General features: G+C 67.0%; 13 protein-coding genes and 1 tRNA gene. 6 read left to right on the top strand and 8 right to left on the bottom strand.

The features are described 5' to 3' along the window. Positions 1-61: 61 nt before the first annotated feature. A complete protein-coding gene (locus IPK85_21720; GenBank protein ID MBK8249984.1) occupies positions 62-682 on the bottom strand; it encodes a DUF126 domain-containing protein in 621 nt (206 codons plus the stop codon). Positions 683-1,185: 503 nt separating this feature from the next. On the opposite strand from IPK85_21720, the gene IPK85_21715 reads away from it, so the two are divergent. Next, entirely contained in the window at positions 1,186-1,425 is a 240-nt protein-coding gene (locus IPK85_21715; GenBank protein MBK8249983.1) for a hypothetical protein, read from the top strand. Between the two features lie 417 nt (positions 1,426-1,842). Here IPK85_21715 and IPK85_21710 read toward each other — a convergent pair. Next, positions 1,843-1,914, bottom strand: a tRNA-Cys gene (locus IPK85_21710). A gap of 101 nt (positions 1,915-2,015) precedes the next feature. On the opposite strand from IPK85_21710, the gene IPK85_21705 reads away from it, so the two are divergent. Next, positions 2,016-2,966, top strand: coding sequence for a pyridoxal-phosphate dependent enzyme (locus tag IPK85_21705; GenBank protein MBK8249982.1), 951 nt, complete (start codon positions 2,016-2,018; stop codon positions 2,964-2,966). A gap of 81 nt (positions 2,967-3,047) precedes the next feature. Further along, positions 3,048-4,481 (top strand): beta-lactamase family protein, encoded by a 1,434-nt coding sequence (locus tag IPK85_21700; protein MBK8249981.1) that lies wholly within the window; start codon positions 3,048-3,050, stop codon positions 4,479-4,481. A 137-nt stretch (positions 4,482-4,618) separates the two neighbouring features. Here the strand turns inward: IPK85_21700 and IPK85_21695 are convergent, their stop codons facing one another. The 3 genes from IPK85_21695 to IPK85_21685 form a co-directional block, all read right to left on the bottom strand. Then, entirely contained in the window at positions 4,619-5,062 is a 444-nt protein-coding gene (locus IPK85_21695; GenBank protein MBK8249980.1) for an OsmC family protein, read from the bottom strand. A gap of 64 nt (positions 5,063-5,126) precedes the next feature. Further along, positions 5,127-5,768, bottom strand: a complete 642-nt coding sequence (locus IPK85_21690) for a carbonic anhydrase (GenBank protein ID MBK8249979.1) — start codon at positions 5,766-5,768, stop codon at positions 5,127-5,129. A gap of 7 nt (positions 5,769-5,775) precedes the next feature. Beyond that, the gene (locus IPK85_21685) at positions 5,776-7,770 is read right to left on the bottom strand and encodes an Ig-like domain-containing protein (GenBank protein ID MBK8249978.1); all 1,995 of its coding nucleotides are present in this window, start codon (positions 7,768-7,770) and stop codon (positions 5,776-5,778) included. 78 nt (positions 7,771-7,848) lie between these two features. Between IPK85_21685 and IPK85_21680 the strand changes: the two genes are divergently transcribed. After that, positions 7,849-8,283, top strand: a complete 435-nt coding sequence (locus tag IPK85_21680) for a hypothetical protein (GenBank protein MBK8249977.1) — start codon at positions 7,849-7,851, stop codon at positions 8,281-8,283. A gap of 30 nt (positions 8,284-8,313) precedes the next feature. Here the strand turns inward: IPK85_21680 and IPK85_21675 are convergent, their stop codons facing one another. After that, on the bottom strand, positions 8,314-9,264 hold the full coding sequence (locus IPK85_21675; protein MBK8249976.1) for a DUF882 domain-containing protein: 951 nt from the start codon (positions 9,262-9,264) through the stop codon (positions 8,314-8,316). Positions 9,265-9,316: 52 nt separating this feature from the next. Next, positions 9,317-10,966 (bottom strand): gamma-glutamyltransferase, encoded by a 1,650-nt coding sequence (gene ggt, locus IPK85_21670; GenBank protein ID MBK8249975.1) that lies wholly within the window; start codon positions 10,964-10,966, stop codon positions 9,317-9,319. A 316-nt stretch (positions 10,967-11,282) separates the two neighbouring features. Between ggt and IPK85_21665 the strand changes: the two genes are divergently transcribed. Next, a complete protein-coding gene (locus IPK85_21665; GenBank protein MBK8249974.1) occupies positions 11,283-13,484 on the top strand; it encodes a glutamine synthetase III in 2,202 nt (733 codons plus the stop codon). A gap of 301 nt (positions 13,485-13,785) precedes the next feature. Here the strand turns inward: IPK85_21665 and IPK85_21660 are convergent, their stop codons facing one another. Next, positions 13,786-14,058: a hypothetical protein gene (locus IPK85_21660; protein ID MBK8249973.1), complete on the bottom strand. Its 273-nt coding sequence runs from the start codon at positions 14,056-14,058 to the stop codon at positions 13,786-13,788. A 338-nt stretch (positions 14,059-14,396) separates the two neighbouring features. Between IPK85_21660 and IPK85_21655 the strand changes: the two genes are divergently transcribed. Then, positions 14,397-17,207 (top strand): hypothetical protein, encoded by a 2,811-nt coding sequence (locus IPK85_21655; protein ID MBK8249972.1) that lies wholly within the window; start codon positions 14,397-14,399, stop codon positions 17,205-17,207. Positions 17,208-17,412: the final 205 nt, after the last annotated feature.

Genomic DNA, 17,412 nt, shown 5'->3' with positions numbered 1-17,412 from the left:
CCCCGGAACGTGCGGGGGCCACCCTGACCGATTCTCGGTCACCGCGTCCGCGTGGCAGCCCTCAGGACGGCGATACGACTTGTACTGCGTCTCCATCGATCCGGATCTGTGCAGCGGACTGTGCTGCAGCGTACTCGTCCGGTGGGAGCACCCGCATCGGGACGGTTCGCTCATACAGCAACTCTCCGACCATGGCCCCCAGCGCGAGGATAGGGTCGGGCGTGCGGAGCACGATCCCGGCGGGGGCCACCCTGCCGCGCACCAGTTCGGCCAGCACACTCGAGCTGGAACTCGACCCCCGGCCCCCGGGCATCACCAACACCTTCCCGGCCACGTTGTGGCCTTGCTGTGGATGGTGCACGTCGATGATGCGGCCATCGTGCTCGCGCACCCCACCCCAGAACGAAAGTGGCTCGTCGAGGGCGAGCACCAATCCACTGGCCTTCCCCTTGATCAATGTCGCGCCCGCCGCCCCGGCGTCTCCTGGGACCGTGGGGCTCGCCGACGACGAACCCTCATGTGTCGCCGGCGCCGACGTTTGCGCGGGCGCCCGGCGCGGGAGTGGCCGCGTCACCCGGACGCCCTGCACCGCGGACTCGACGCAATCATCCAACGTCGCGAAGATCACCTCGTACCCCAGGTTGCCGGGGGCATACCACGCCCACTTCGCCGAGTTGGTCATCACGGCACCGGGACGCTCGCGGAGGATCGGCGTGAGGTAGGTGCAGGTGTCGGTCACGATCGTCACCCCAGTCGCCCGCAGCGCGTCGCCCCACCCTTCGGCGTCGACGCGGGCCAGCACGTCGCGCCCGGTGGAGATGTAGAACGCCAGTCCCGGTGCGACACGTCGTCCGGCGAAGAGCGCCGCCACGCGCCGGAACTCGTCGTAGGAGAAATGCGGCGTCCCGACCGAGATCGTTCCGAGGAGCTGCGTGGTCGGGGTCGAAAGCTCGGCGAGGGCAGCGGCCATCTCGTCCGGGCCGATCTCGAAGGTGCGTTCGGGGGCACGTCCACCGAAGGCGGTCGTGAGATCCGGGGCCTCGGGGGTGACCCCAACCATGTGAAACATCGCAACGGCACCGGCCGACGCCGACGCCGCGCCGAGGGCCTTGAGGTCATCCTCCCGCGCGCCGCCTCGACCCCCTCGATGACCGGGATCCGCGTGCCCACCAACCGCCCCACCATGTGTCCCAGCGCGGCAAAGAAGAGATCCTCGCCGATCTCCTCGGGCGACACGTTCCGCACGCGCACCAGGACCTGGCCCAGGCGTCCTTCGTCGCGATGCAGTCCCGTGTTTGGCACCCGGCCCGTGATCGCCGCGGCCAGATCGATAAAGTCGCCGTACCGCTCGGTGCGCGCGCCGAGCACGCTGTTGCAGAAGACGATCGCGTTCGATTCCGCCCAGGCGACCTGTTCGCCGAGTGAGGGACGCTCGACCAGCTGGTACGGCGCGCAGGTCCAGGTCTGGCGACACCCCATCGTGCGGTAGTGGGCCATCATCTCCCGGCCAGCGGCGGCCACGGCCGGATCGCCGCGGAACAGCTCGGGGTGCAGGAGGTCGATGATCCCGACGTTCAGGGTGGTCGGAACCCGGACCTGGCCACCCGCGTCAGCCATCGTCCGCGCGAAATCGACCGAGGCCTGCCCGTGGTAGAGGCAGCCGTCGATGTGTGCGCGGGTGATCGGGAGGAGTTCGGTCGCGCCGGTGATCGACGCGAGGCGGGCGACCAGGCCCATGGCCATCTGCTCGGCCCGGGTGCCTTCACCGGCGAGCATCGCCCGCTCGTCAGCGGAGAGTCGCAAGGACGTCTTCGTCATGGACCCCCAGCCCTGTCGATAAAGAGGCGCCGGCCGGAATCGAACCGGCGAATAGCGGTTTTGCAGACCGCTGCCTTACCACTTGGCTACGGCGCCGTGGAGGAGGGAAGCTAGGGGGGAGGGGGGGCCCGCTCAAGGCCGCGCCCATCCCTCACATGGCGATTGGACCGGAGGGCTCGCACCTTTCCCGGATGACGTTGACCACCATAGACGACCTCCGCGCCGCCCAGGAACGCATCAGGGGCAAGGTCCACCGCACCGGCCAGGGGAGCTCCGAGTACCTCTCCCGCACCTCCGGCGCCCGGGTTTCCCCCAAGCTGGAGCTGTTCCAGAAGACCGGGTCGTTCAAAGTCCGGGGGGTGATCAACACCCTCGCCCAGCTCACCCCCGACGAGCGGGCGCGCGGCGTCGTGTCCATGAGTGCGGGCAACCACGCGCAGGCGCTGGCCTGGGGAGCGACCCAACTTGGCGTTGCCGCCACCATCGTCATGCCGGCCACGGCCATGGCCAGCAAGGTCGAGGCAACACGCGGCTACGGCGGGACGGTGGTCCAGACGACGGACGACCTGCTCGCGACCGCGCGCGGCATCATGGAGCGCGAAGGGCGCACGCTCATCCATCCGTTCGACGACCCGCGCGTGATCGCCGGCCAGGGAACGGTGGGGCTCGAGATCCTCGAGGATGTCCCGGACGTGGATGTCGTCCTGGTGGGGTGCGGAGGTGGCGGGTTGCTCTCCGGCGTGGCCGCTGCGGTCAAGGCGCTCCGGCCGTCCGCCCGGGTGATCGGCATCGAGCCCGAGGGGTCCGCGGTGATGTCGCTCTCCCTTGCGGCGGGCAGTCCCCAACGACTCCAGATTAACACAACCATCGCCGATGGGTTGGCGCCGCCGTTCACGGGAGCGAACGCGTTTGCCCATGTGCGCGCGCTGGTCGACGAGGTCATCACGGTCAGCGAAGCGCAGATCCTGGACGGCATGCGCGTCCTCATGGAACGCTGCAAGCTCTTTGTGGAACCGTCGGCCGGTGCCGCTGTCGCACCGCTCCTCGCCCCACATCCGCTGATCCCGCACGGCGCCCGCGTGGTCCCGATCATCTGCGGCGGCAATATCGACCTGGCGAAGGTCGCCGTGCTGTTCAGCGCGTCCTGAGCCCATGCGGCCGGCCGCCTCCAGCCTGTGGACGCTTTCGCTCACTTGTTCGTGGCACCCCAGCTCCCCTCCAGTTCCCTGATGCGATTCCTCACCTGCGCATTCACACTCGCGCTGCTGGTCACTCCGGCAGCCGGTCAATCCATCGCGACTGCGGACATCCGCCGCATCGACTCCGTCTTTGCCGCCTACGACCGCACGACCTCCCCTGGGTGTGCCCTCGGCATCTACCAGAACGGGGCGATCACCTACACGCGTGGGTACGGAATGGCGAATCTCGAACATGGGATCGCCATCTCGGCGCGCACCGTGTTCGACATCGGCTCCACATCCAAGCAGTTCGCCGCGACCGCCGTTGTCCTCCTGCAGCAGGACGGCAAGCTCAACCTTGACGACGAGGTGCGGACATACATCCCGGAGCTGCCCGCCTACCAGCGCCCGCTCACGATCCGCCATATGCTCAACCATACGAGCGGCTTGCGCGACTACCTCACCCTCATGGGGCTGCACGGCACGGACTTCGATGGCGTGACGGGCGACCAGGATGCCCTCGACCTCATCGTCCGGCAGCAGGCGCTCAACTTCGAGCCCGGCGCCGAGTTCCTGTACTCGAACTCCGGCTTCTTCCTGCTTTCACAGATCGTCAAGCGCGTGAGCGGCAAGACCCTCGCCCAGTTTGCGCACGAGCGGATCTTCGCTCCATTGGGCATGCACGACACGCACTTCCACGACGACCACCGCATGATCGTCGCGCAACGGGCGACCGGATACAGCCCGTCCACCACCGGCTTCGCCATCGACATGTCGCTGTTCGAGCAGACCGGGGACGGGGCGGTCTACACGACGATAGAAGACCTCATCAAGTGGGATGGCAACTTCTACACGCCCACCGTCGGTGGTGAACGCCTGCTACGCGACCTCCACACGCGGGGCAAGCTCAACAATGACTCCACCATCGCCTACGCCCTCGGCCTGTTTGTCGACGAACATCGCGGCTTGCGACGGGTGCGACATGGCGGCTCGTGGGCCGGCTATCGCGCCGAGCTGCTGCGCTTCCCGGAGGCAAAGACCGCGGTGGCGACCTTGTGCAACCTCGGCACCATCAATCCCAGCGCCCTCGCCGATGCGGTGGCCGCGATTGTACTCCGTGATCGCCTGGGACCGGCCACCGCGGCTGCCGCCGCGCCGGCCCTCGCCGCAGCGGCACCGCGCCCCACGCTCCCCGCGCCACCGCCCCTGACCGCGGCGCAGGCCACCGCCTATGTCGGCACCTACTACGCCGCCGAGGTGGACGCGACCTACCAGGTGGAAGCGGATACGAATGGAGTCACCATGCGCATCGGCCGGGGCGTGAACGAGCGACTTCCCCGATCCGGGGAGGATACCTTCGGCGTGCCGCGCGGACTGAGCATCACCTTTGCGCGCGACGCGCGCGGCCGCGTCACGCGCTTCGCGATCGATGCGGGTCGTGTGCGAGGTATTGTGGCGACGCGAGTGGCCACCACACCACGTTAGGCAAGGACGAGGGTTCGCACCCTGGCGAACGCCGCGACCAGGGTCGTTGGGCTCTCATCACCGCTCGCGATACCCCACCCAGGTGCCCCGGCGGAAGCCGGGGCCCGTGTCGTGGAGCCAGACGACCTAACGCCGTCTCAGCCCAGGGTGGCCTGCAAGGTGATCGGTACGGCGGCCAGCGCCTTGGAAATCGGGCAGCCCAGCTTGGCGTTGGTCGCCAGCTGCTGGAACTGTTCCCCACTGATCCCCGGCACCTTACCGTTCAGCTCGAGCGTGATGCCGGTGACTTCGAAACCCGCTTCCTTCTTTTCGACCGTCACGTGGGCGATGGTCGTCAGCGACTCCGGCGTGAATCCCGCGCCCGCGAGCTGGAAGGAGAGCGCCATGGTGAAGCACCCCGCGTGCGCAGCCCCGATGAGTTCCTCGGGGTTGGTCCCGGCCTGCCCGTCCTCGCTCACGAAACGCGCCGCAAAGCCGTACGGCGTGTTGGCCAGCGCACCGCTGGTGCTCGATAGGTGCCCCGAGCCGTCCTTGCCCGTGCCCTGCCATACCGCCGTCGCGCGTCGAATGAATGATGCCATGATGTGACTCCCGTGTTAACTCGTTGGGTGATGGACCGCCGTCTGCTGTGTGCCGTCTCAATCGCTAATCAATCGGCCGCAGGTCATAAATCTTCCGGATCGACTCGAACTCGTCACCGATCTTGAGTTCCAGGTCAATCAACCGTCCCGTCCGCACGTCGAACACCCATCCGTGGATCTGCGGAAAGCCGGTCTTGTACCAGGCCCGCTGGACATGGTCGATCTTCACGATATTCAGGCACTGCTCCAGCACATTCAACTCCACCAACCGGTCAAATCGTTCCCGGTGGTCCGGCATGCCGTCCAGTTCCGCCTGGTGGATGCGATAGACATCCCGGATCGACTGCAGCCAGCTGTTCAGCTGTCCGAGATCGCTCGGATGCATCGACGCCTTGACGCCGCCGCATTCATAGTGACCACAGACCACGATGTGCTTGATCTTCAACTGCTCGACGGCGAATTGCACCACCGCATTGACGTTGTTGTCGGTCGCCACGACCAGGTTCGCCACGTTCCGGTGGACAAAGATCTCCCCTGGCTCGGCCCCCATCAGGTCCTCTGCCGTCACGCGGCTGTCCGCGCAGCCGATATACAGGATCTCCGGGCTCTGTCCCCGCGAGAGCTTCTCGAAGTACGCCGGGTCGTGCGCCAGCTTCGCCGCCACCCAGGCCGCGTTGTCGCGAAAGATCGCTTCGAATTGCTTCATCCGGTCCTCAGGGCACCACAGGTTTCGGCTCGAGCTTGACGACCCACAAGCCGGACAGCATGTCGTTTACGAATGCGTGGCCGTTCTTCACCACGACCCCCCAGGTCATCGTCTTGTTGGGGGTGTGGCCGGTCGACGATGCCGGCATGAACTCGGCAATCGTCCGGCCCTGGGCCTTCAGGTCCCCACGCAGCTCCCCGCTCACGTCAAACACCTGGAAGCCACCGTTATAGGCCCCCAGATACAACGTGTCGCCCGCTGCCCAGATGTTGTGCGCTCCACCGTATTCGGGCTCATACCAGGCCACCGACTTCGGCTGCTCAATGTTGCTCACATCGATCACTTGCAGCCGGCCGTACGCGCGGATCGTCGCCACGTCCCACGTCCCCGTGGGGGCGTAGGGGGGAAAGACCTCATCGGCGATGAAGACGTATCGCCCATGGCGCCATGCCGTGTGGGTCCCGCTAATGAACCCCGGCCCCCAGTCCGATGCGGCCCCGGGATACAGCGCCTCGGAATTGTAGCGATAGTTGGAAATCATCACCGGGTTCGATGGGCTGCCGCCCTTCAAGCCGTTGCCGACATCGAGGATTACCAGGCCGTCACTCCAATAGCTCACGTACGCAATCCCGTCCTTCACGTCGATGTCGTGCAGGGAGCGCCCGGCGCGCGTATCACGCGAGATCCACTCTCCCACACGCCGTGGCTTGGTGGGATCGTTGATGTCGATGATGTTCAGGGCGCCAGTCCCACTGTTGGTCAGGTAGACATGCGTGCCGTGCTTCGCCTGCGTGTACACGAAGGCCGAGTGGACGCCAGCGGTCACGCCATCCGTGAACTCGGCCACCGGCTTTGGATGGGCCGGATCCGCGACCGACGCGATCACGATGCCGTTCCGACGGTCGGTGGCTCCTTCCCGCGTGAAGACGAGCCACTTGCCGTCCTCGGTCGTCATCATGTCGTTCATCGAGCGGGAATTCGCCACGATCGAGTCGGTGATCGTCAGCTTGGACGGATCGGCAATGTTGATCGCGTAGATCCGGTCGCCGCCGAGCGTGGTGCCCAGGTAGGCGTGCTTGCCATCGGGATGCACCCACACCTCGGAGGTGGGGAACGCCGCGCGATTGAGGTGGCCCACGACCTTCGCCTGGCGCCGCACGTCCCGGGTGGTCAACGTTACCGTGCTCACCGCTTCGCGCGCACCGAGGGAAGCAGTGATGCTGTAGCGTCCCGGGACGTTACCCACAAAGGCGCCGTCCTGGTCGATCGCGCCCTGCCCCGGCGAGAAGCTCCACGCCGGCGTCAGCCCTGTGATGGCCTGGCCGCGCGCGTCCTTCACGGTGAGAGCAAAGCGCACCACGTCGCCCTGCCGCGCGCGCACGGTGGTCGGTGCCAGCGTGGCGGTCACCCCCGTGCTCGGGAGGACTTGCACCGTACGGTTTGTCTCCGCAGTCCCGGCGCGCACCGTGAGCGTCGCGGTCCCCGGGCCAACGGCGGCAAGCAGCCCGTCGGTCACCGACGCCACACGCGGGTTCGAGCTGGCCCATGAGACCACGTCCTCGCGCGCGTCCCCGGTCGCCGTGATCGGCGTAGCGTCCAGGCGAATGCGCTGCCCCACCAGCATCTTCGTCACCACGGGCGCGACGTCCACCTTGCGCGTCGGCCCTGGAACGAGCCGTACCTCGATCTTCTCAACCACCGGCCGGCCACCACGAGGGAGCGCCGCAATAGATAGTGGGATCACCCCGGGAGACCCCGCGCGCACCAATCCCGTGGAATCGACGCTGCCCTGCATCCGTCCCCCCTGCACCGCGAAGCGGACGGGGACACCGGCCACCACGCGGCCGCCGGCGTCGAGCGCTTCGACCACCAGGCGCAATGAGTCGCCCACCGCCACGACCCGCGAAGGCGGCAGGATACGCAGCCGCATGACCTCTTGCGCCGTCAGCGGCAGTGCGAGCGCCACGAGCAAGACGGGGAGCGTTCGAAGACTCGTAGACATAGAGGCCACCAGGATGGTTGGGTGCCAGCAAGATGCGCCGTGGTTCCCGATCACGCACGGGGGAATGACATTTGGCGCATGGCGAGCGCACTCGACGACCTGGTCCCATCATTTCAGCGCCGGGTCCTCCCCAAGGCTGACTGGACACACCAAGCCCACCTCGCCGTCGGTCTCTGGCATGTGGCCACTTATGGCCCCGCGGAAGCGCTCGAACGTCTTCGGGTGGGGATTCGATCCCTGAACGAGGCGCACGGCGTGGTCAACTCCGACAGCTCGGGCTATCACGAGACCATCACCGGCGCCTACGTCATCCTGTTGTCGCAGTGGCGCGAGGCCCATCCGCGCGACCTGACGGACGACCTCATCTGTGAACTCCAGGCATCGACCATCGCCGCGCCCGACGTCCTGTTGCGCTTCTATTCGAAGGAACAGTTGTTCTCGCCGACCGCGCGCGCGGAGTGGGTCGAACCCGACCGTTTGCCACTGCAGCTCGCGGCGCTCACGCGAGGGTGACGCAGGGGCCGGACGGCCTACGGCGGCCCGCTACCTGCGCCCTTCCCAGCGTGCACTTGTCCCGCGCACGTCGATGTGCACGAACGGGCCGCTCGGCCCCATCGCTGCATACGTTCCGAGGCCACCGCGGAGTTCCGGATGCGCGCGGTCGACCCGCGCCAGCGCGAGGGAAATCACCTCGGTGTCGCGCATGTCAACCCGACCATCCTTGTTCAGGTCGTCCATGCGCCCGTTCGCATCGTCATCGATGATCAGGTCGATCGCATCTCCGTACTGGTGCCGGCTGGACCGCGCCATTCCTTCGCCAGCGCCACGGTCGTTGTAGTACGGTGCACGAAAGCCCGACAGCACACGGACCGTGCCGGTGGGAATTCCCTTCGCGTTCAGCTCCCGCAGGATCAGCTCCACCTTGTCCAGGAGCTTCTCTTCCAGCACGACGTACTTTGGCCAACGGTCGCGTTGGTCGTGCGTCACGAAGTCACCGAGCGTGAGGTGCGGGGTCAACGAGATGGCCGCGTTCGCCGCCGTGACCTCGACAAAGCCGTCCGGGTTGAAGTAGCTGCGCGACATGATCCAGCGTTCCGCCGGCCACCGGCCCAGACGGTAGCCATTCAGCACATCGCCCTTCTTGTCGGCAAAGGGTCGAAGCACCACATAGTGAAACGTATCGCCACCGGGCAGCGGCACGGCGTGGGCGGCCGCCACGTGCAGGGCGCGTTCACCCAGCACGTCGAGGAATCCCGGGATGCGCAGCGCCTCGGCCGGGGTCACGGTGCGCACCCGCAACGCGCCGCTGCGCCCGAACATCGAGTCCGGCACGCCTAACGTCGACGCCACCTCGCGCACCTCGGCGACGGCGGGGATGTCGAGCGCGCCAGTGGTCGTGCCGGTGGCCCGCCACCAGGTACGCACCTGGGCAGCGCCGACCGCGAGCAGCACGACGCCGACCAGGGCGCCGAGCACAATGAGGATCCGTCGCACTAACTGATAAATGAAGACATGCCGCTCGCTGGGTTCGCTCAGTGCCGCCAGCCTACCACGCCAGGCCGAACGCCTCGCGCCGGAAGTCCGATCCCACCCACAGGGTCTTCGACTTCGGATGCACGTAGATCATCTGGGCACCGCCAAACTCCGCGCTCGGGGGCTGCACCTGCACCTGGTGGCCACGCGCCATAAGGGCCTTTCGTACGCCTTCCTCGATCCCCGGTTCCACCCCAAGCCGGCCCACACCGTACACCCGCCAGCGTGACGCTTCCACCGCCTGTTGCGGCGTCATCCCGAAGCGCAGGACGTTGTTCAGGATCTGCATCAGGGTCTGCGGCTGCCCGTCACCACCGGGGGTGCCCAGGACCATCGCCACGCTCCCGTCGGCGTTGAGCACCATCGCCGGGCTCAGGGTGTGGAACGGGCGTTTCCCCGGCGCAATGATGTTCGGGTGGCTGGGATCCAGTTCGTAGAGCGAGCCGCGATTGTGGAGCACGATCCCTGTACCGGGAACCATGCGCCCGCTGCCGAACGCCGCGAAGAGGCTCTGGATGAGCGAGACCGCGTTGCCGTCCTTGTCGATCACGCTCAGGTAGACCGTGTCGCCGTTTCCGTCGCGCCCCTCGCCGGCCGTGGGGGCGACGACCGTGTCGCGGCGGATGCGCCGCGCCTGCTCACGCGCGTAGTCCATCGACAGCAACCGATCCGTGGGCACCGGCGTCACGCGCGGGTCGGCGATGAGTCGGTCCCGGTCAGCATACGCCAGTTTGGCGCCCTCGACCAACGTGTGAATGTAGTCCGCGGTGTTGCGCCCCATCGCTGTGATGTCCTCCTGCGACGCGAGGTTCAGCATCTGCAGGAACGTCACCCCCTGGGTATTCGGCGGAAACGCGAGGACTGTCTTTTCAAGGTAGGTCGTGCGGATCGGGTCCGTCCATTCCGAGCGGTGGCGGCCGAGGTCCGCCACGGTGACGAACCCGCCTTCGCGCTCGATGAAGCCGCCGATCGTACGGGCCAGAGGGCCGGTGTACAGCGCGGCGGCACCACCCGTCGCAATGCGCCGCAGCGACGCCGCCAGCTCCTTCTGCACCAGGAGCGTCCCGGGCACCGGCGCCTTCCCGTCCACCAGGAAGGTGCGCGCCAGCTCCGGATCGTTGGAGACCTTCCGCACTTCCGACCCAATGTCGAGCGAGAGCCGCGTGGATACCGCGAAACCACCCTCGGCATACCGGATTGCCGGGGCCAGGGCTGTGGCCAGCGTCGTCCTACCGAAACGGCGCAGGGCATCCTCCCACGCGCGCACCGCGCCGGGCACCGAGACGGACATGATCCCGGTCCCCGGGACATCCTTGAGCCCCTTTGCCGCGAACGCCTGCGGCGTGGCACCCGACCCCGCGGCCCCCGAGCCGTTCAGCGCGTAGACCCGTCCGGACTTCGCCTCGCGGTACAACATGAAGAGGTCGCCCCCGACGCCATTCATGTGGGGTCGCACCACCGCCAAAACCCCCGCCATGGCAATGGCGGCATCCACCGCATTGCCGCCACGTCGCAGCACCTCGGACCCGGCCGCCGTGGCCAGCGAGTGATCGGACGTGAGGGCCGCGAAGCGCCCGGTCACGTCGGGCCGCATGAGCTCCTGGGCCGCTCCCGGACGGGTAGCGAGAGCTGCAACGATCAGGATGGGGCGGAGGTGGCGCATGTTCTCCATGTGCAAACGATTAGGACGCAATGACTTACCGCAATTCTGACCGCTGGACCGTCGCCGTCAAGCGGCACTGCGAATCGGACCTTTTGACCGTCGCTTCTGCAGAAGTTGCACCCTGAGCGTCCCGTCGTCACATGGCGTGGCTGAAAATGTGCACAAAATGCACTTCTGGTTGCACATTCGGCCAATTTCATGCTACGTTTGTCCACTCACGCCACAGTCGTTCTGCAGTTTCTGCAAGTTTTTGATGACACTGCCGTCGCTTTCGACGGCCCTTTATATCCGCTCACCTCGATCCGACCTCCAGACCATGGCCAGCTCGTCCCGAAAGGCAGCACTCACCTCCATCGCCAACAGGCTCCCCAAGGGGTCGGCGACCCCGGCCGGCACCGTCGCCGAGTATTTCGGCATCAACACGTTCGGCGCCCGGCAGATGCGCGCCAAGCTGCCCAAGGACGTGTTCGCCAAGCTTCAGTCGGCGATTCGCCACGGCAAGAAGCTCGATATCGAGATCGCCCCGACGGTCGCCCAGGCCATCAAGGAGTGGGCGATCTCGCGCGGCGCGTCGCACTTCACGCACTGGTTCCTCCCGCAGACCGGGATGACCGCCGAGAAGCACGACGCCTTCCTCACCTTTGACGAGAACAAGTCGGCGATCGAGCAGTTCTCGGGCGCGCAGCTCATCCAGTCGGAGCCGGACGCCTCGTCGTTCCCCAGCGGTGGCTTGCGGGCCACGTGGGAAGCGCGCGGGTATACGGCCTGGAACCCGGCCTCCCCGGTCTTCATCGTGGAGTCCGGCAATGTCCGCACGTTGTGCATCCCGTCGGTCTTCATCGGCTACAACGGTGAGGCACTCGACGAGATGACGCCGCTGCTGCGCTCGTCGGACATCCTGAGCGAGAAGGCGATCAAGCTGCTTTCCCTGATTGGCGACAAGGGGGTCGACCGCGTCGGCACGACCCTTGGCCCCGAGCAGGAGTACTTCCTGATCGACCGCACGCACTTCGCGTTGCGCCCCGACCTCGTGATGGCCAACCGCACCCTGCTCGGCGCCCCGCCCCCGCGTGGCCAGCAGCTCGAGGACCACTACTTCGGTGGCATCCCGGAGCGCATCCAGGCCTGCATCGCCGAGGTGGAGCACGAGTTGTACAAGCTCGGTGTGCCCATCATGACGCGGCACAACGAGGTCGCGCCGTGCCAGTTCGAGATGGCGCCGCTCTTCGAGGAAACCGACCTCGCCGTCGACCACAACCAGCTCGTCATGTCCGTGTTGCGCCGCGTCGCCATGCGGCACGGGCTGCAGGCCATCCTGCACGAAAAGCCGTTTGCCGGCGTGAACGGATCGGGCAAGCACTGCAACTGGTCGATGTCGATCTCGTCGGACAACGAACTCGACGGCCTCAACCTGCTGCGCCCGGGCAAGACGCCGCACCAGAACGTGCGCTTTCTCCTGTTCCTGGCAGCGGTGCTCAAGGGAGTACATAAGCACGCCGGGGTGTTGCGCGCGGGGATCGGGACCTCGGGCAACGAGCACCGGCTGGGCGCCAACGAGGCCCCGCCGGCGATCATCTCGGTCTTCATGGGCGCCACGTTGACGCGCCTCATCGAGGACATCGCCGCCGGCAAGCAGGCGGGCAAGGGAGCGGCCGAGGCCCTCATCTCGCTGGGCGTCGCCAAGCTCCCGGAGATCGAGAAGGACAACACCGACCGCAACCGCACGTCGCCGTTTGCCTTCACGGGGAACAAGTTCGAGTTCCGCGCGGTCGGTGCGTCGCAGGCGATTGCCTGGCCGGTGACGATCGTGAACGCCGCCGTCGCCGAGGCGATCGAGGAACTCACGGAGCAGCTGGCCGCGGAGCTCAAGAAGACCAAGAAGGTCGACGACGCGATCCTCAAGGTCGTGCGCGCCGCCTTCCGCTCGACGAGCGCCGTGCGCTTTGAGGGGAACAACTACTCCGATGCGTGGGTGAAGGAGGCCGAGAAGCGCGGCCTGCTCAACCTGCGCCGCACGCCGGAAGCCCTCGCGCAGCTGCAGACCCCGCGGGCCAAGACGTTGTTCACGGAACTCGGCATCCTCAGCAAGGAGGAGTTGGAGTCACGGTATCACATCCGCATGGAGCGCTACGTCAAGGACATGCTGATCGAGATGCACACGCTGAAGGAGATGGTCGACACGATGATCCTCCCGGCGGTCTACGGCTATCAGGGGAGCCTGGCCCGTGGCGCAGCGGAAGCGAAGGCGGCAGGGATCAAGGAAATCGCGTCCGTCGATCGCGCCAACGAGGTGGGAGCGCTGGCGAAGAAGCTCAAGGCGGAGCGCGACACGCTCGCGAAGTTGATCGACAAGGCCGAGCACATGCACGAGGATCTGGAAGGGTGCGGCAAGCTGGTCACCGGTGCTGGTGCGGACGCCATGGCCAAGGTCCGCGACTGCAGCGACGCGTTGGAGCTGCTGGTGTCGGACGACGCGTGGCCGCTGCCGAAGTACCGCGAGATGTTGTTCCCGGTCTGATACGGGGCGTCACGCACGGTAGAGGCCGCTCCCCGGAAGATCGGGGGGCGGCCTCATCGTTTCTGCGGTGTCGATGCGTGGGGTGAAAGGACTTCGCAACTGCCACAGCGATGCACGGGGAGCACGAGCAGCCCGAGGAGCACGGGCCGCACGGAGAGCACGGGGAGCTCGCGTTCTTCCCGTGCCGCGCGTACTGCTCGTGCCGCTCGTACCGCGCACCGGTGCCTCTGGTCTTCCCCGGTGAAGGCCGGGGCCCAGGGTCGGTGACGTTAGTGCGTGGCCGCTCGCCCAGCCCACACGACTATTTGAGGAACCGCCGCGCGAGTTGCTCGAGCCGGTCGTCCTTGTCGCGCTCGGCTTCCGCCAGGATCTGGGCCACGAACGGCTTGAGCCGCGGTTCGCCCCAGTAGTACCCCGTCGCGCGCTCGGCCAGCTGGGTCTCGTTCACGCGGGCGGCCTCGAGCAGGGCGCGTGCACAGGCTGCGTCGTACGCCGGGTCATCCCGCTCGGGGAGGGCGTAGTTGCGGCGGGGCATTTCGCCCTCGGCGTCATCGCGCAGGAATGCTCGGGACATCGGCGGGTACGGCGACAGGTGGTGAGGGAAGTTAGCCGTTCAACTCCTTGACGAGGGGCGATCCCACGGGCGCGCGGCGCGCGGAACTCCGGGAAGCGGCCTCGTCGGGAGTCGCGCCGGGTCGGCCACGGGGTGCATGTGCCAGCGTCGTAGCTGGGTGTAGGGCTTTCGACCTATACCGCGCCGACCGACATCTTCCCAGTTTTGCGCAATACCGAGTGAGAACCACGACCCGGTCGCGCCGTTGGTGGAAGGCAGAGGCTCGCGGCCTGCCTCTTGCAAATCCAGCCGTACTTCGGTCGTTACGACCCCCCTTTGTTGCACCCCAGGAGATCCCCGTGTTGAAGACGTTCTTTCGCGCTAGCGCGACCCTGTTGGTCCTCGCCATGGCCACGGCATGTGGCGGTGGAGATGATGGCGGGACGAACCCGCCGGTGAATGTTGGTGGCTTCACCGTATCGCTCTCGAGCACCACCCTGAGCGTGCAGCAGGGCGCCAGTGGATCGATCACCGCGACGATTGCCCGCACCGGGACCTTCTCCGGGACGGTGAACCTGTCGACCGAGAACGTGCCGGCGGGGATCACGGCCTCGTTCAGTCCGTCGGCGGTTGCGACCGGTACGACGTCGACGACGCTGGATGTCGCGGTGGCAGCAAGTGTGGCGCCCGGCGCCTACACCTTCACGATTCGTGGGCAGGCGGCCGGGATCAACGATCAACGGACCGCCACCGTGAGCATGACGGTGACCGCGCGACCGTCAATCGCCGTCGCGCTCTCGCCGACCAGCGCGAGTGTCGCGCAGGGTGGCAACACCTCGTTCACCGCCACGGTGAATCCGACCAACTTCACCGGCGCGACCAGCGTCGCGATCACCGGTGCGCCGGCGGGCGTCACGACGACGGTGACAACCAGCGGAAACGCGCATACGGTCGCGGTCGCGGTGGGTGCCGCGACGGCAACTGGCGCGTACACGCTGACGGCGACGGCCTCGGGAACGGGGGTCACGTCGGCCACGGCAACGTTTACGCTGACGGTGACTGCGCCGCCACCTGGCGTCATTGGTCTCGCTGCGGCACCTGCGGCCCTTTCGATCCAGGCCGGTGGGGCGAGCGCGACGAGCGCCCTCACGATCACGCGGACCAACTTCGCCGGCAGTGTGACGCTCGGCGCCCAGACCGGGCTGCCAGCGGGCGCCACGGTGACCTTCAACCCGGGACCGACCACGAGCGAGAACAGCTCTGTGGCGACCTTCACCGCCGGGGCTTCCACCACGCCGGGCACCTACAATGTCGTGCTGCAGGCCACCGGGACCGGGGCCGCGACGGGGACCGTCACCGTCGCCCTCACCGTGACGGCCGCACCGCAGGGTTCGATCGCCATCGCGGCGACGCCGAATGCCGTCAATGCGACGGCTGGCGGTGCCGCGGTGACCTCGAGCATCGCGATCACCCGCACCAACTTCACCGGTGACGTGTCCTTCGCGGTAACCGGCCTCCCGCAGGGGGCACAGGGGAGCTTCAGCCCGTCCCCAACGAGCGGCAACAGCACGACGCTTTCGTTGACCTTTGGTGGGACCGTCACGGCGGGCACCTATCCGATCAACGTCACGGCGAGCGGGACGAACATCGCGCCCGTGACCATCCAGGTGATGGCGACCATAGCGCCGGCGGCCGCGGGAAGCATCGCGCTGTCGATCTCGCAGAATCCCCTGTCGGTGCAGCAAGGTGCGAGCGGCAACACCAGTGTGGTCATCGCGCGCACGAACTTCACCGGACAGGTGAACCTGGCGCTCTCCGATGTTCCCCAGAACGTTACGGCAACACTCGGCAGTCCGTCGACCCTCACCAACGGCTCGACGCTGACCTTTGCCGCAGCGAGCAACGCGACGCCCGGGAGCTACACGGTGACCGTCACGGGATCCGGCACCAACATCCCGAATGCGACGACCACGGTCACACTCAACGTGACGCCGGCCGCCTCAGGTAACAATCGCACGATCAACTTCTCCTGTGACGCGGCCAACCTGCCCATCTGGTTTGCCGCGCAGGATGGCAGCGGGCCGTGGACGCGCGTGAACGGGGTGAACAACGCCTACACGTTCAGCGTCGGCACCTCGGGAGCCGTGGCCTGGGTCACGTCCAGCGGAGCCAACAACTTCCAGCTGAACATCCACTACGGGACCGCAGCTGAACTTGGTGGCCTCGGGACGGGGTGCACGACGCCAACCCTGAAGACCGTGACCGGCACCGTGGCTGGGCTGGGAGCCACGGACCAGGTGCTGGTCTCGCTCGGCGGAGCGTCCGCCAGCGCCTCCTTCGCCGCAACCAACTTCACGCTGAACCGCGTGCCAACCGGCCTGGTGGACCTTCTCGCCAGCCGAACGCCAATCAACTTGAGCAACCCGCTCGTGCAGGCCCCCAACAAGTTCATCCTGCAGCGCGGCCTCAACCCGGCCGACGGCAGCAGCCTGGGCACGCTCGACTTCAACGGCGCCAACGCCTTCGATCCTGACTCGAAGACCCTGACCGTTGTGGGCGGGCAGGCCGGAGAGACCGTCACGGCTGGCGCGACCTTCGTCACCGCGAACCGCGGATTTGCCTCGCTCGGCACGGCAGTGGGGGGCGGCGCCATGTCCTATGCTGCGGTTCCTTCGTCGCGCACCATCGCCGGTGACCTGCACATCGTCAGTGGGCAGGCCATCACGCTGCAGGGCTTCACGCCGCTCTTTGCCCGTGCCGTCTCGACGGTCTTCCGCGATGCCACGAACACCCAGGTGACTCTCGGTTCCGTGCCCGGAACTCCCACGGTCAGCAACGTGGCCGGGGCACCGTACGCACGTCTCCGGATGCAGTTGGCCCGCCAAGCGGACTACAACAATTTCTGGACGGCCACCTACTCGCAGGCGGGGGCCACTCAACGATCGATCACTATCTCGATGACCGAAGCCTACCTCGGATCCGCCAGCGCCTTTGATGTCACCATCCCGGACTTCACCGCGGTCTCGGGATGGCTGAACACGTGGGGCCCAGCCACCGGCACCAGCACGGTCTGGGTCTCTGGTAGCTTCGGATGGGTTGTCGGTGGCGGTCAAACCGCTGAAGGTGCGATCAGCCGGACGGGTCTCCGATACGGCAACGTCACGCCCTGAGGTACAGCGCAGCTGAGCGACGCACGGGCCCCGGCAAACTGCCGGGGCCCGTGTTGCATCCGCCCCTTGGTGATTCCGCGATCCGAGCACCTCCCGCGGCTCCCGTGCCCCCCCGTACCGCTCGTGCTGCGCGTGCCGCTCGTACCCCCCGTGCCGCGCACTGGCTGTTTCCGCCACGCACACACTTCGCCTCCGGCCGTCCGCC

The sequence above is a fragment of the Gemmatimonadota bacterium genome (assembly GCA_016712265.1).
In the GTDB taxonomy this organism is placed as follows: Bacteria; Gemmatimonadota; Gemmatimonadetes; order Gemmatimonadales; family Gemmatimonadaceae; genus RBC101.
Note: the sequence above shows the minus strand (reverse complement) of the source record. Positions and strands in the feature narration are given on the sequence as shown.

Excerpts from the sequence above, each read along its gene's own strand:
- IPK85_21720 (MBK8249984.1), bottom strand. The coding sequence starts at position 682 with ATGACCAACTCGGCGAAGTGGGCGTGGTATGCCCCCGGCAACCTGGGG.
- IPK85_21700 (MBK8249981.1), top strand. The coding sequence starts at position 3,048 with ATGCGATTCCTCACCTGCGCATTCACACTCGCGCTGCTGGTCACTCCG.
- IPK85_21695 (MBK8249980.1), bottom strand. The coding sequence starts at position 5,062 with ATGGCATCATTCATTCGACGCGCGACGGCGGTATGGCAGGGCACGGGC.
- IPK85_21690 (MBK8249979.1), bottom strand. The coding sequence starts at position 5,768 with ATGAAGCAATTCGAAGCGATCTTTCGCGACAACGCGGCCTGGGTGGCG.
- IPK85_21685 (MBK8249978.1), bottom strand. The coding sequence starts at position 7,770 with ATGTCTACGAGTCTTCGAACGCTCCCCGTCTTGCTCGTGGCGCTCGCA.
- IPK85_21680 (MBK8249977.1), top strand. The coding sequence starts at position 7,849 with ATGGCGAGCGCACTCGACGACCTGGTCCCATCATTTCAGCGCCGGGTC.
- ggt (MBK8249975.1), bottom strand. The coding sequence starts at position 10,966 with ATGCGCCACCTCCGCCCCATCCTGATCGTTGCAGCTCTCGCTACCCGT.
- IPK85_21665 (MBK8249974.1), top strand. The coding sequence starts at position 11,283 with ATGGCCAGCTCGTCCCGAAAGGCAGCACTCACCTCCATCGCCAACAGG.
- IPK85_21660 (MBK8249973.1), bottom strand. The coding sequence starts at position 14,058 with ATGTCCCGAGCATTCCTGCGCGATGACGCCGAGGGCGAAATGCCCCGC.